Annotated in this window: 11 protein-coding genes; 4 read left to right on the forward strand and 7 right to left on the reverse strand. The window is 68.5% G+C overall.

The features are described 5' to 3' along the window. Window positions 1-60: 60 nt before the first annotated feature. On the reverse strand, window positions 61-1116 hold the full coding sequence (locus FSY98_RS07740; protein WP_144875469.1) for an LLM class flavin-dependent oxidoreductase: 1056 nt from the start codon (window positions 1114-1116) through the stop codon (window positions 61-63). A 46-nt stretch (window positions 1117-1162) separates the two neighbouring features. Beyond that, window positions 1163-2722, reverse strand: a complete 1560-nt coding sequence (locus tag FSY98_RS07745; protein WP_144875471.1) for a methyltransferase — start codon at window positions 2720-2722, stop codon at window positions 1163-1165. 75 nt (window positions 2723-2797) lie between these two features. On the opposite strand from FSY98_RS07745, the gene FSY98_RS07750 reads away from it, so the two are divergent. From FSY98_RS07750 to trxA, 4 genes are all read left to right on the forward strand, one after another. Then, window positions 2798-4912: a DUF6049 family protein gene (locus tag FSY98_RS07750; RefSeq protein WP_144875473.1), complete on the forward strand. Its 2115-nt coding sequence runs from the start codon at window positions 2798-2800 to the stop codon at window positions 4910-4912. Then, complete coding sequence (murJ, locus tag FSY98_RS07755; RefSeq protein WP_144875475.1) at window positions 4905-6524, forward strand: murein biosynthesis integral membrane protein MurJ; 1620 nt, start codon at window positions 4905-4907, stop codon at window positions 6522-6524. Before FSY98_RS07750 ends, murJ begins: the two co-directional genes overlap by 8 nt. A gap of 93 nt (window positions 6525-6617) precedes the next feature. Then, window positions 6618-7592: a thioredoxin-disulfide reductase gene (gene trxB / locus FSY98_RS07760; protein ID WP_144875477.1), complete on the forward strand. Its 975-nt coding sequence runs from the start codon at window positions 6618-6620 to the stop codon at window positions 7590-7592. Window positions 7593-7659: 67 nt separating this feature from the next. Beyond that, complete coding sequence (gene trxA / locus FSY98_RS07765) at window positions 7660-7983, forward strand: thioredoxin (RefSeq protein ID WP_144875479.1); 324 nt, start codon at window positions 7660-7662, stop codon at window positions 7981-7983. A gap of 51 nt (window positions 7984-8034) precedes the next feature. Here the strand turns inward: trxA and FSY98_RS07770 are convergent, their stop codons facing one another. The 5 genes from FSY98_RS07770 to FSY98_RS07790 form a co-directional block, all read right to left on the reverse strand. Further along, entirely contained in the window at window positions 8035-8580 is a 546-nt protein-coding gene (locus FSY98_RS07770; protein WP_144875481.1) for a GrpB family protein, read from the reverse strand. Between the two features lie 31 nt (window positions 8581-8611). Next, window positions 8612-8947 carry a tryptophan synthase subunit alpha gene (locus FSY98_RS07775; protein WP_096713593.1) on the reverse strand — a complete coding sequence of 112 codons (336 nt, stop codon included), beginning with the start codon at window positions 8945-8947 and terminating at the stop codon, window positions 8612-8614. A 9-nt stretch (window positions 8948-8956) separates the two neighbouring features. Beyond that, window positions 8957-10405 carry a sugar porter family MFS transporter gene (locus FSY98_RS07780; protein WP_144875483.1) on the reverse strand — a complete coding sequence of 483 codons (1449 nt, stop codon included), beginning with the start codon at window positions 10403-10405 and terminating at the stop codon, window positions 8957-8959. Between the two features lie 62 nt (window positions 10406-10467). Continuing rightward, window positions 10468-11433 (reverse strand): ParB/RepB/Spo0J family partition protein, encoded by a 966-nt coding sequence (locus FSY98_RS07785; protein WP_186307579.1) that lies wholly within the window; start codon window positions 11431-11433, stop codon window positions 10468-10470. Continuing rightward, window positions 11433-12308 (reverse strand): ParA family protein, encoded by an 876-nt coding sequence (locus tag FSY98_RS07790; RefSeq protein WP_313955858.1) that lies wholly within the window; start codon window positions 12306-12308, stop codon window positions 11433-11435. Before FSY98_RS07790 ends, FSY98_RS07785 begins: the two co-directional genes overlap by 1 nt. Window positions 12309-12464 lie beyond the last annotated feature (156 nt).

A 12464-nucleotide genomic window follows, 5' to 3' on the forward strand; every position in this document is an offset into this window, starting at 1 on the left:
GTCGAGAAGAAGAGAAGGGCGGATGCCGCAGCATCCGCCCCTCTCTTTCGTCTTGTGACCTCAGACGGGGTCGCCCTGGACCGGCCCTTCCGTGTTCGGCTTCCAGCCGAGCGCCGGCGCGACGTGCTCGGCGAACGCCTCGAGCACGTGCAGGTTGTAGGCGGGGCCGAGCTGGTTCGGGATCGTCAGCAGCAGGGTGTCGGCCGACATGACCGCCTCGTCGGCCTTGAGCTGCTCGATCAGCACGTCGGGCTCGGCGGCGTAGGTCTTGCCGAACGTCGACCGGAAGCCGTCGATGATGCCGACCTGGTCGGCGTTCTCCTCGCTGCGCAGACCGAAGTACGCGCGGTCCATGTCGGACACGAGCGGGAAGACGCTGCGGCTCACCGAGACGCGCGGAGCACCGGTGTGCCCGGCCTCCTTGTACGCCGAGCGGAACAGGTCGATCTGTTCGCGCTGCAGCTCATGGAACGGCTGTCCCGTCGCCTCGGTCACCAGCGTCGAGCTCATCATGTTGAGGCCCTTGCGACCGGTCTCCTCGGCGGTCGCGCGCGACCCCGACCCCCACCAGATGTGATCGCGCAGGGTCGGCGACTGCGGCTCGATCTGCAGGTAGCGCCCCGCGCCCACCATCCGCGGATCACCCGGAGCGAGACCCTCGCCGTCGATCGCGCGCAGGAAGAGGTCGAACTTCTCCCGGGCGAGCACGCCGCCGCGCTCGGGGTCCTCCTCGTCATGGAAGCCGAACGTCTCGTAGCCGCGGAGCGCGGTCTCGGGTGACCCGCGGCTCACGCCGAGTGCGATGCGTCCGTCGGCGATGAGGTCGAGGGCGGCCGCCTCCTCGGCGAACTGGAACGGGTTCTCGTAGCGCATGTCGATCACGCCGGTGCCGACCTCGATCCGCTTCGTGCGCGCCGCCATGGCCGCCAGCACCGGCATGGGCGATGCCGCCTGGCGTGCCCAGTGGTGCACGCGCACGGAGGCGCCGTTCACACCGATCTCGTCAGCGCCCTCCGCGATCTCGATCGTCTGCTTCAGCATGTCGCCCGCCGTGCGGGTCGCCGAGCCGGGCACATCGGCGTAGTGCCCGAAAGAGAGGAATCCGAAAGCCTTCATGGTGTATTCGAACGCATGGATGCCACGGGGTATTCCGCGCCCTCATTCACGCCGAAGCCGCCGGTGCCAGGAACCCGTCGATCACGAGCGCCCTGATGCGCGGCTCGAGGTCGGCCCAGAGAGCGGGGAACGGCACCTCGAAGAGATCCGACAGCGCGGCGGCGATCTGCATCACGGTGAGCTCTCCGTCGCACGCACCGACGAACGCCGCGAGGGCGGGGTCGACCGATACCGTCCGCGCGAACCCGCCGCCCTGACGCAGCTCGATGATGCTGGGGTCGTCGCTGCCGGGCAGCAGGTGCCGCGCCTCGGTGACGTCGGATGCGGTGACGAGCGTCGTGGGCAGTCCCGAGGCCAGCAGGTCGTGGGCTGCGAGGCCGGCGCGCAGCGCTCCGCCGACGTTCGACACCGGCTGCGTGACGCGCTCCAGGCGACGCAGGGGCGCCGCTGCGGAGGGGCGCCTGATGAGGATGTATCCGAACCCCACCCCGGTGACGCCGCGCTGCGCGAAGTCGTCGAGCCATGCGGTGAGCAGCGGGGTGAAGGCGGCATCGCGCGGGGTGGTGCCGCCGTCGCGGATCCACAGCTCCGCGTAGCCGAGCGGCGTCAGCTCCTCGCGCTGCACGACCCAGAGGTCGAGGTCATCGGGCACCCACGACGACAGTCGGTCGAGACCGGCGCGGCGCGCGAGCTCGGCCTGGCCGCCGCGGGACTCCCAGTTGCCGAGCAGTTGCGCGGCTCCGCCGACGGTGAGGAACCGCGGCGCCGCGCGCACGAACTGCTCGACGAGGGCGTCGCCGACGAGCCCGCCGTCGCGGTACTCGTACTCGGGCACGCCCTCGACGCGCGGAGTGATGACGAACGGCGGGTTCGAGATGATCAGATCGAACGCCTCCCCCGCCACGGGCTCGAACATGCTGCCCAGCCGGAACTCGATGTTCGAGACGCCGTTCAGCTGCGCGTTCAGCTCGGCGTAGGCGAGCGCCCTCGCCGAGATGTCGGTCGCGACGACGGCACCCGCGTGGCGCGAGACGAGGAGCGCCTGGATGCCGCAGCCGGTGCCGAGGTCGAGAGCGCGGTCGACCTCGACCGGCATCACGATCTCGGCGAGGGTGCGAGACGCTCCGCCGACGCCGAGCACGTGATCGGGCGGCAGCGCGCCGTCGAGGGCCGTCTCGTCGAGGTCGCTGGCGATCCACCACTCGCCCATTCCCTCGGCGTCGACGAACGACTGCGGGCGCAGCAGCGCGGTCGGCACCGCGACGTCGCCCTCCTGTCGCGCGAGACCGAGAGCCACGAGGCCGTCGAGGCCCAGCCGCGGCAGGGCGGCGGAGACGGATGCCGTCGGCTGCGGCATCCCGAGCACGAAGAGGCGTCCGAGGGTGGCGAGCACGCCCTGGTCCCCGGCCGTCGCGCGAAGGATGGGCTCCCGCATTCCGCGCGCCAGCGCGTCATCCGCTTCTTCGCCCCAGAGCCGTCGAAGCGGTTCCGATCGCAGATCGGCGGCGTCGAGATCGGCGGCGAGCCGGGCGCTCAGGGTCTGATCGGGGACGGGCGCTGGGGTGTCGGACACGGCCGTCACTCTACGCGTCTTCAGGGTTCTCATTCGGCCGGACGCCTAGAATCACAAGGTCACGACTCACGAGCGGCCTGAGAACACGGCGCTCGAGAAAAGACCTCCATGACCGCGAGCACCTCCGAGAACGGCCTGCGCGCGCGCCTGCACCGCCTGGCGCGCGGTGCCGTCGTCGCTGCCGCCGTGATGGGGCTCTCGGCGACGGGGGGCGTCGCGCCGGCCGTCGCCGACACCTCCGGCGACGAATCCACCGTCGAACTGCACCTCTCCGCGGGGATGCGCGGCACGGTGGCTCCCGGTAGCGCGACGACGGCCGCCGTCACCGTGCAGAACGAGTCGGCATCCGAGCTGCCGGCCGGACGTGCGACCGTCGAGATCGGCCGCACGCCGCTGGGCGACGAGACATCGCTCGAGAGCTGGCTCGACGACGCTGAGGCGGCGGGGCCCTTCGACGAGGTCGGATCGGAGACGACCACCCCCGTCGACGCCGACGCCTCCGCCACGACCAGCATCTTCATCCCCGCCGAGACCCTCGGCGACCTGGTTCCGGGCGTCTACCCGCTGCGCGCGACGCTCACCGGTGCGGCGACCGCCGACGTCGATGACGATGTCGTCTCGACGTCCGTCCTCGTCGTCACCCCGCCGGCCTCGGCCCCGATCGCGGTGCTGGTGCCCATCACCGCCACCCCGGCCGGGGGTGCGCTCCTCACCTCGGACGAGCTCAACCTGCTCACCGCCGCTGACGGCGCGCTCACGGCGGTGCTCGAGGGCGTCACCGGCACCTCGGCCGTGCTGGCGATCGACCCTGCCATCCCGGCGTCGATCCGCGTGCTCGGCTCGGCGGCCCCCGCTCCGGCCGTCGAGTGGCTGCGGCGGCTCGACGCACTGCCCAACGAGCGATTCGCCCTGCAGTTCGGCGACGCCGACCTGACCACGCAGGCGCACGCCGGCCTTCCTGCTCCCCTGTCGCCGACGACTCTCGCGCCCTACCTCGATCCGAGCCGCTTCTCGAGCGAGGCCACGCCGACGCCGACGCCCACCGACGCCGTCACCGACCCCACTCCCGAGCCCGCCGACGGCAGCCCCGCCCTCCCCGACGACGCCACCCTGGTCGCCGTGGACGGAGCGATCGACGGTATCGCCTGGCCGCGAAGCGACGTCTCCGGTGCCGACCTCGACACCTTCTCGACCTACCTCGGCGACGACGCACTGACCATCCTGTCTTCATCGGCCACCACCGGCACGGTGGGCGGTCACTCCCTCATCGGCGGTCACCGCGTGCTGGTGACGGATGCCGCGGCGTCCGGCGCCCTGTCGAGAGCAGCCAGCCAGAACGACGCGGCCGCACGACAGGGCCTCCTCGCCTTAGCCAGCGCTCATCTCTTCTTCTCGGGCACGGCGAGCTCCACGGCGCCGGTCCTGGTGGGTCTCAGCCGCGACGACACCCGATCGACCGAGGCGCTGAAGCAGACGATCGGCTCGGTCGACACGGTCGGGTTCACCCTCTCCGGCATCCTCGCCGCGCCCGCCGCGACCACGACCCTCGCGACCGAGGCCGAGGCAGAGGCCGCGCGGGGCAGCGACCTGCAGCGGATGCTCGCCGACGAAGCGGTGCTCGGCGACTTCTCGACGATCCTCGACGACCCGCAGGACATGTTGAGCCCGAAACGCATGCAGATCATGCGCGCCACCGCCGTCGGACTCGGCGCGAAGGCGTTCGCCGAGGCCGTCGCCGACGTGCAGAAGGCCACTCGAGACACCCTCGCCGCCGTCGACATCCCGCCGGCGAGCACGATCCAGCTCCTCTCGGCGAACGCCGATCTGCCGTTCTCGGTGCGCAACGACCTTCCATGGCCGGTCAACGTGCGACTCACCGTCTCACCCAGCGACCCGCGTCTCGAGGTGCAGTCGGTCACGGAGGCGACACTGCAGCCCAACGCGAGCACCCGCATCAAGGTACCCGTCTCCGCTCGCGTCGGCAGCGGTGAGCTGCGCCTGGGTCTGCAGCTCTCCAGTCCCACCGGTGTCCCGATCAGCCAGCCGGAGAGCGTGCGTGTGTCGGTGCGCGCCGAATGGGAGACCATCGGGCTCGTCCTGTTCGGCGCACTGATCGTGCTGCTGCTCGGACTCGGCACGATCCGTACGATCGTGCGTCGTCGCCGCGACAAGCGTGCAGCAGACGCGGCGGATGCCGTCGCCATCGAGGAGTCGAATGAGTAGTCTCGGCCGCGCCAGCGCCATCATCGGAGCGGGCACGATGATCTCCCGCGTCACGGGGCTCCTGCGCACGATCGTCCTGGTCACGGTCATCGGCTCGGTGGGTGCGGGTGCCGCCGACGCCTTCGCCGTCGCGAACCAGCTGCCGAACAACGTCTTCTCCCTGATCTCGGTCGGCGTCCTCACGGCGGTGATCATCCCGCAGATCGTCAAGGCGACGGCGGATGCCGACGGCGGCAACGCGTTCATCTCGAAGCTGTTCACGCTCGGCACGGTGGCACTCGTCGTGATCACCGGCGTCGCGACGATCGCCTCGCCATGGCTCGTCTGGCTGTACGCGGGCACGAAGGGCACTCCCGAGCTCCTCGCTCTCGCCACGGCCTTCGCGTACTGGTGCATGCCGCAGATCCTGTTCTACGGCCTCTACGCACTGCTCGGCGAGGCCCTCAACGCCCGCCGCATCTTCGGCCCCTTCACCTGGGCGCCCGTCGTCAACAACATCGTGTCGATCATCGGGTTCCTCGTGATCGGCGCCGTGTTCGGCGGTCCGCTCACGCGCGTCTCCGACTGGACGCCCGAGATGATCGCCGCACTCGGCGGAACGGCGACCCTCGGCATCCTCATCCAGGCCGCGATCCTGCTGATCTTCTGGCGACGCACCGGGCTGTCGCTGCGCCCCGACTTCCGGTGGCGCGGTGTCGGGCTCGGTGACGTCGGCAAGCTGGCCGGCTGGACCTTCTTCATGGCGCTGACGAGCCTGCTCGCCGGACTCGTGCAGACCCAGATCCTCATCGAAGCGGCGGGCAAGGGGGCGTCGGTCGCGACGTTCCAGTACGCGTGGCTGATCTTCATGCTCCCGTACTCGATCATCGTGTTGTCGATCGGGACGCCGTACTTCACCCAGATCAGCGAGCACGCGGCTGCGGGCCGCGACGACGAGGTGCGAGCCGACATCGCGCGCAGCATCCGCACCCTTCTCTTCTTCATCGTCGCCGCCGTCGCCGCGGTCGCCGCCGCCGCCATCCCGGCCTCGCGCGTCTTCACGAACAGGGCATCGGATGCCGAGGCGGCCGCCCTCGTGCTTCTCGGGTTCCTCGTGTGCCTGATCCCGCTCACGGTGCTGTTCATCGTGCAGCGCACGTTCTACGCCTACGGCGACACCCGCACGCCGTTCTGGTTCACGCTGTTCCAGTGCGTGCTCGTGGTGCTGAGCGCTCTGGTCGCACAATGGCTGCTCGCCGCCGACGTGATCGAGGTCACGGCCGTCGCCGCGACGATCGCGCTCGGCCAGTCGATCGCGAGCACCATCCAGACGGTCGTCGCCACCTGGCTGCTGCACCGCAAGATCGGCGGACTGCGTGTCGGTTCCTGGCTCACCGCCATCGGCCGCTTCGCGATCGCCGGGATCCCAGCCGGTCTCGCCGGCTGGGGGGTCTTCCTGCTGCTCGGAGGACCCGCCGGATGGACCACAGCCGACAAGCTCCAGGGAGCTCTCGGAACCGGCATCATCGGCATCGCCGTGGTGGTCGTCTACCTCGGCATCCTCGCCCTGTTCCGCGCCCCCGAGCTGGGCGTCGCCGGGTCGCTGCTTCGTCGATTCCTGCCCGGTCGCTGAGCCCCCGCACGAGGGAATGCGACGCGGTTACCATTGGTTGAACCAGTCGAGCGTCCACCGACGTCTCTGCAACGCCTCGATCACGGAGAGCACATGCGTCAGGTCATCATCATCGGCTCCGGCCCCGCCGGATTCACCGCCGCCATCTACGCGGCGCGCGCGAACCTCAACCCGCTGCTCATCGCGAGCTCGGTCGAGGTCGGCGGCGAGCTGATGAACACCACGGAGGTCGAGAACTACCCCGGCTTCCCCGAGGGCATCCAGGGCCCCGAGCTCATGGCGAAGTTCCAGGAGCAGGCCGAGAAGTTCGGCACCGAGGTCGTCTACGACGACGTCACCGAGCTCGACCTCGCCGGCACCGTCAAGAAGGTCACGCTCGGCAGCGGCGCAGTGCACGAAGCGCAGTCGCTCATCTACGCGACCGGATCGGCGTACCGCAAGCTCGGCATCGAGGGCGAAGAGCGACTCTCGGGCTACGGCGTCTCCTGGTGCGCCACCTGCGACGGGTTCTTCTTCCGCGAGAAAACGATCGCGGTCGTCGGCGGCGGCGACTCGGCGATGGAAGAGGCCACGTTCCTCACCCGCTTCGCCGACAAGGTCTACGTCATCCACCGCAAGGACACCCTGCGGGCGTCGAAGATCATGCAGGAGCGCGCGTTCGCGAACGAGAAGATCGAGTTCGTGTGGAACAGCGAGGTCGTCGAGGTACTCGGCGGCGACGCGGTCACCGGTGTGCAGCTGCGCGACACGGTCGACGGGTCGGCGCGCGAGCTCGCCCTGGACGGTCTTTTCATCGCGATCGGCAACGACCCCCGCACCCACCTCGTGCACGACAAGCTCGACCTCACCCCCGAGGGCACGATCTGGGTCGACGGTCGGTCGTCGAAGACCTCGGTGCCCGGTGTGTTCGCGGCGGGCGACGTCATCGACCCGACCTACCGCCAGGCCATCACGGCTGCCGGATCCGGCACGGTCGCCGCTCTCGACGCGGAGCACTTCCTCGCGGATTTCGATGATGCCTCGGTCGAGGTGCCGGCCGCCGAGGCGGCGGAGATCCTCACCGCCTGACCGGTCGGGAACACTTTCCACTCGCCCGCTGTTGTAGCAGGCGAACCTCGAATCAAGGAGAACTCTGATGAGTGCAAAGGCTACGAGCCAGGCGACCTGGGAGCAGGACGTTCTGCAGGCCGAAGGTCCCGTGCTGGTGGACTTCTGGGCCGAGTGGTGCGGTCCGTGTCGCATGGTCGCGCCGGTGCTGGACCAGATCCAGGCCGACAACCCCGACAAGATCACCATCGTGAAGCTGAACGTGGATGAGAACCCGCAGCTGGCGATGCAGTACCAGATCACCTCCATCCCCGCGATGAAGGTGTTCCAGGGCGGTGAGGTCAAGACGACCATCATCGGCGCAAAGCCGAAGCACGCCCTCGAGCAGGATCTCGCCGCCTACATCGGCTGATCCCCTGTCATGAGCCCACGGGCCGTCACCCTTCGGGGTGGCGGCCCGTTCTCACGTCCGCGGGGCCACGTGCTTGTCCGACACCGGCACAGAAGGCAGCCCCCGGGCGTCGCGAGCGGCATCCACGAGGTCCTGGATGACCGGCGTCTTCGCAGCGTTGTACGACGAGATGCCCCGCGCGGCCGCCGCGACCGCACCGCACTTCGCACGCGCGTATCGCGCCGCGTCCGCGGGATTCTCCCTCAGCCAGTCGCGGAGAATTCGCTGGTTCACCGTATCCCACTCGGCCGCGGTGAAGAAGTGGGCGATGGCCGAACGGATGCCGTCGCTCTCCCGCACCATCACCGGATGCGTCGTGACCGAGCTGCCGAGAGCCCAGCCGGAGGCCTCGAGATCGGGTCGCCGGGCTTCGAAGTCCTCGTGATCGCGGATTCGGATGGCGAGGTCGATGACGGGCTTGGCGCGCATCCCGGGAACAGCCGTCGACCCGATGTGCTCGACGATCCAGTCACCATCACCTGCAGAGCGGATGCCGTCTGCCAGTGCTGCGAACAGCGAAGGCCATGCGGGGTCGTAGTCGACGAGCATCCGTGGCATCGCTGCGCTCCCTGCGCTCCCTGCGGCGCCGTCAGGAGGCGTCGGCGATCGTGGGATCCCAGCGCCGATGGCGCTGCTTCTCGTCGAGAAGGCCCCACACGGCCGGTGTGAGCTCGGGGTACTCGAGAGCGATCTGACGGAGCACGCGGTAGTGGCGGGCCTCATTCGGGCGCACACCGTCGTTGGCGGTGATGTTGTCGGCCCGGAGCAGATACACGACGAGCTCGTCGACGCTGGGCAGCTCCTCCATGAACTCCCACGGGTCTTCACCGCCCAGCAGGCGCTCCTGGATGAGCACGGCGAGTTCGTCGGACGCCTCGGCGCGCAGCACTTCCAGGCTGGCGCGGCGGGGAACGGACTCGGTCATGCTTCCAGCCTACGTCTGCTTCCGACGCCCCCGGCGCTCCACGACCAACTCGTCGGACATCTCCTCGAGCTCCCGGCCCTTCGTCTCCGGCACCTTGAAGTACACGAAGAAGAACGACAGCAACGCGAAGAGCGCGTAGAAGCCGTAGGCGAAGGTGAGACCGATCTCAGCGAAGACGGGGAACGTGGTGGAGATGAAGAAGTTCGCCGCCCACTGCGCCGCCGCCGCGACCGCCAGGGCGCCCGCGCGGATGGAGTTCGGGAAGATCTCGCCCAGGAGCACCCAGACCAGGGGGCCCCAGGTGGCGCCGAAGAACACCACGAACCCGTTGGCGCAGATCAGGGCGACCGTCGCCCACGGGTCGGGCAGTGTCGCCGTCCCCTCGGCGTTCAGAGTGCCGAACGAGAACGCCAACGCCATCAGACCGAGAGTCACGGTCATGCCCACGGAGCCGACGAGGAGCATGATCCGTCGGCCGATCTTGTCGACCAGCAGGATCGCCACGATCGTCACGACGATGTTCGTCACCGAGGTGATCACCGAGGTGAGCAGGGCGCTGGACTCGTCGAAGCCGACGGACTGCCACAGCGTGGTCGAGTAGTAGAAGATGACGTTGATGCCGACGAACTGCTGGAACACCGACAGCAGGATGCCCACCCACACGATCGGCTTGAGCCCGAGCCGGCTGCCGCGCAGATCGCGCAGCGATTCCGACTTCTCGGTGTCGATGGTGCCGGTGATCTCCTTGATCTTGGCGTCGACGTCGACGGTTCCCGTGACGGTCTGCAGCACCTCCGACGCCTTGTCTATCTCTCCCTTGCGCACGAGATAGCGTGGCGACTCAGGGAGCCGTAGCGAGACCAGCCCGTACACGAGCGCCGGGATCGCCGCGACCATGAACATCCACCGCCAGGCCGTGAGGCCCCACAGCGGCTGATCCGCCTCTCCTGCGATGCCGGCGAGCAGCGCGTCGGAGAGGAGCGCGGCGAAGATACCGGTCACGATGGCCAGTTGCTGCAGCGATCCGAGTCGCCCACGGATGGCCGCCGGTGACACTTCGGCGATGTACGCGGGCGCGATGACGGATGCCGCGCCGACTCCGAGGCCGCCGATCACCCGCCAGATGATGAGGTCGACCACGCTGAACGCGAGGCCGGAGCCGATCGCGGAGATGAAGAACATCGCTGCGGCGACGACCATGACGGGGATGCGTCCCCGTTTGTTCGCGATGGGCCCGGCGAACCAGGCACCGACGGCGCAGCCGATCAGGGCCGACGACACCGCGAAGCCCTTGAGACCCACGTTGAGGTCGAAGCCCGACACGGTGCCCGCGAGAGCATCCACTGCTCCGTTGATGACGGCCGTGTCGAATCCGAAGAGGAAGCCACCGAGAGCCGCTGCGATGCTGACTGCTATCACCCGGCGCTGGATGCCCGTTGGATTCTTTGCTGTGGACATTGTCGTCCCCCTATCCTCACGATGACGCGAGTCTAGGGGACGCCTCCCTCAGCGCGGCGGCATCACGCCGATCCGTAGCCGGACTGGCCGAGCTCCTCGAGAATGCGGTTGAGGTCCTGGATCGACGCGAAATCAATCGTGACCTGGCCTTTGCGGGCGCCGAGAGAGATCTTCACTCGCGTGTTGAGTCGGTCGCCGAGCCCCCCGGCGACCTCATCGAGGTAAGCGCGGCGCGCACCGGGTGTGGGCTTCACCGAGCGACCGGGAGCCGAGGGCGCGTTCTTCGCCGCCTCCTCCGTCGCCCGTACCGACAGATCCTCATTGACGACCTTGTCGGCGAGGCGCTGCATCGCCTCGGGCGAGTCGAGGCTGAGGATCGCGCGCGCGTGGCCGGCCGTCAGCACGCCGGCGGCGACGCGCTGCTGCACCGGCACGGGCAGCTTCAGCAGGCGGATCGTGTTGCTGATCTGCGGACGCGAGCGCCCGATGCGGGTGGCCAGCTCTTCCTGGGTGATCCCGAAGTCCTCGAGCAGCTGCTGGTACGCAGACGCCTCTTCCAGAGGATTCAGCTCCGAACGGTGCAGGTTCTCGAGCAGAGCGTCGCGAAGAAGATCCTCGTCGGCCGTCTCGCGGACGATAGCCGGGATGGCGTCGAGACCCGCTTCGCGCGCTGCACGGGTGCGCCGCTCCCCCATGATCAGCTCGTAGTCGCCGTCGCCGTTCTTCCGCACGACCACCGGCTGCAGCACCCCGAACTCGCGCACGCTGTGCACGAGCTCGGCGAGGTCTTCAGGATTGAAATGCCTACGCGGTTGGCGAGGGTTGGGAACGATCTTCTGCGGGTCCACCTGTACGAGGTGGATGCCGGGGACCGATTCGAGGTCGGGGGCGTCGACGATCTCCGGGGCCGCCTGCTCAGCCGGGCGGATGTTCGCTCCGGGGAAGAACACGTCCACCGGACGCTCCGCCTGATCAGCCGTGGGGATGAGGGCCCCGATCCCGCGACCCAGCCCGGTGCGCTTCGCCATCATTTCTCCTTGCTCGGCGCCGCGGTGCGCGACGCGATCTCGACTGCGGCCTCGCGATAGGCGATCGCGCCGGCAGATTGCCCATCGTAGGCGATCACGGTCTGTCCGAAACTCGGTGCTTCCGATACCCGCACCGAGCGCGGGATGACGGTGTCCAGCACCTGCGCCGGGAAGTGACTGCGTACCTCATCCGCCACCTGCTGGGCGAGACGCGTACGTCCGTCGTACATCGTGAGCAGGATGGTGGAGAGGTGAAGACTGGGGTTCAGGTGCTTCTGGATCATCTGGATGCTGCCCAGCAACTGACTGAGACCCTCCAGTGCGTAGTACTCGCACTGGATCGGGATGAAGACCTCGGATGCCGCAGTGAAAGCGTTGATCGTGAGCAGCCCGAGCGACGGCGGGCAGTCGATGATCACGAAGTCCATCGGTGTCGTCTCGAGGTATTCGTGGAGTGCTCGTCGCAGGCGATGCTCGCGGGCGACCTGTGCGACGAGTTCGATCTCCGCCCCTGCGAGATGGATGGTGCTCGGCGCGCAATACAGGTTCTCGTTCTCCGGGCTCTGCTGCACGATGTCAGCGAGCGGGAACTCCTCGATGAGGACGTCGTAGACGCTGGGGGTGTCCGCATTGTGCGGCACACCGAGTGCCGTGGAGGCGTTGCCCTGCGGATCCAGGTCGATCACGAGGACTCTCGCACCGAGGTTGGCCAGAGCGGATGCGACATTCACCGCGCTCGTCGTCTTCCCGACGCCACCCTTCTGGTTCGAGACGGTGAACACACGCGTCTCCCCCGAGAACTCGACGTGCACGTTCTCCAGAGCCCGTCGACGAGCGGAGAGGTCTGCGATCTCCCGCGCGAGCGGTGTATCCATCCCGAAGGAGTCCTTCGGCGATGCCTGTTCGGATGGTTTCACGTGAAACATCCACTCCTTTCGGGGCCGTCTTCCACTCTAATCGCTCGGCGCGACGTTGCTGTTTTCACGGATGGGTACACGCTCGCCGTGTCCGCCTGTCAGGTCGGCAACTGT

It is taken from the genome of Microbacterium sp. 1.5R, from assembly GCF_007667425.1.
GTDB lineage: Bacteria > Actinomycetota > Actinomycetes > Actinomycetales > Microbacteriaceae > Microbacterium.

Coding starts and splice junctions, on each gene's coding strand:
- murJ (WP_144875475.1), top strand. CDS start 4,905: ATGAGTAGTCTCGGCCGCGCCAGCGCCATCATCGGAGCGGGCACGATG.
- FSY98_RS07745 (WP_144875471.1), bottom strand. CDS start 2,722: ATGAGAACCCTGAAGACGCGTAGAGTGACGGCCGTGTCCGACACCCCA.
- FSY98_RS07780 (WP_144875483.1), bottom strand. CDS start 10,405: ATGTCCACAGCAAAGAATCCAACGGGCATCCAGCGCCGGGTGATAGCA.
- trxB (WP_144875477.1), top strand. CDS start 6,618: ATGCGTCAGGTCATCATCATCGGCTCCGGCCCCGCCGGATTCACCGCC.
- trxA (WP_144875479.1), top strand. CDS start 7,660: ATGAGTGCAAAGGCTACGAGCCAGGCGACCTGGGAGCAGGACGTTCTG.
- FSY98_RS07750 (WP_144875473.1), top strand. CDS start 2,798: ATGACCGCGAGCACCTCCGAGAACGGCCTGCGCGCGCGCCTGCACCGC.
- FSY98_RS07770 (WP_144875481.1), bottom strand. CDS start 8,580: ATGCCACGGATGCTCGTCGACTACGACCCCGCATGGCCTTCGCTGTTC.
- FSY98_RS07785 (WP_186307579.1), bottom strand. CDS start 11,433: ATGGCGAAGCGCACCGGGCTGGGTCGCGGGATCGGGGCCCTCATCCCC.
- FSY98_RS07740 (WP_144875469.1), bottom strand. CDS start 1,116: ATGAAGGCTTTCGGATTCCTCTCTTTCGGGCACTACGCCGATGTGCCC.
- FSY98_RS07775 (WP_096713593.1), bottom strand. CDS start 8,947: ATGACCGAGTCCGTTCCCCGCCGCGCCAGCCTGGAAGTGCTGCGCGCC.
- FSY98_RS07790 (WP_313955858.1), bottom strand. CDS start 12,308: ATGGATACACCGCTCGCGCGGGAGATCGCAGACCTCTCCGCTCGTCGA.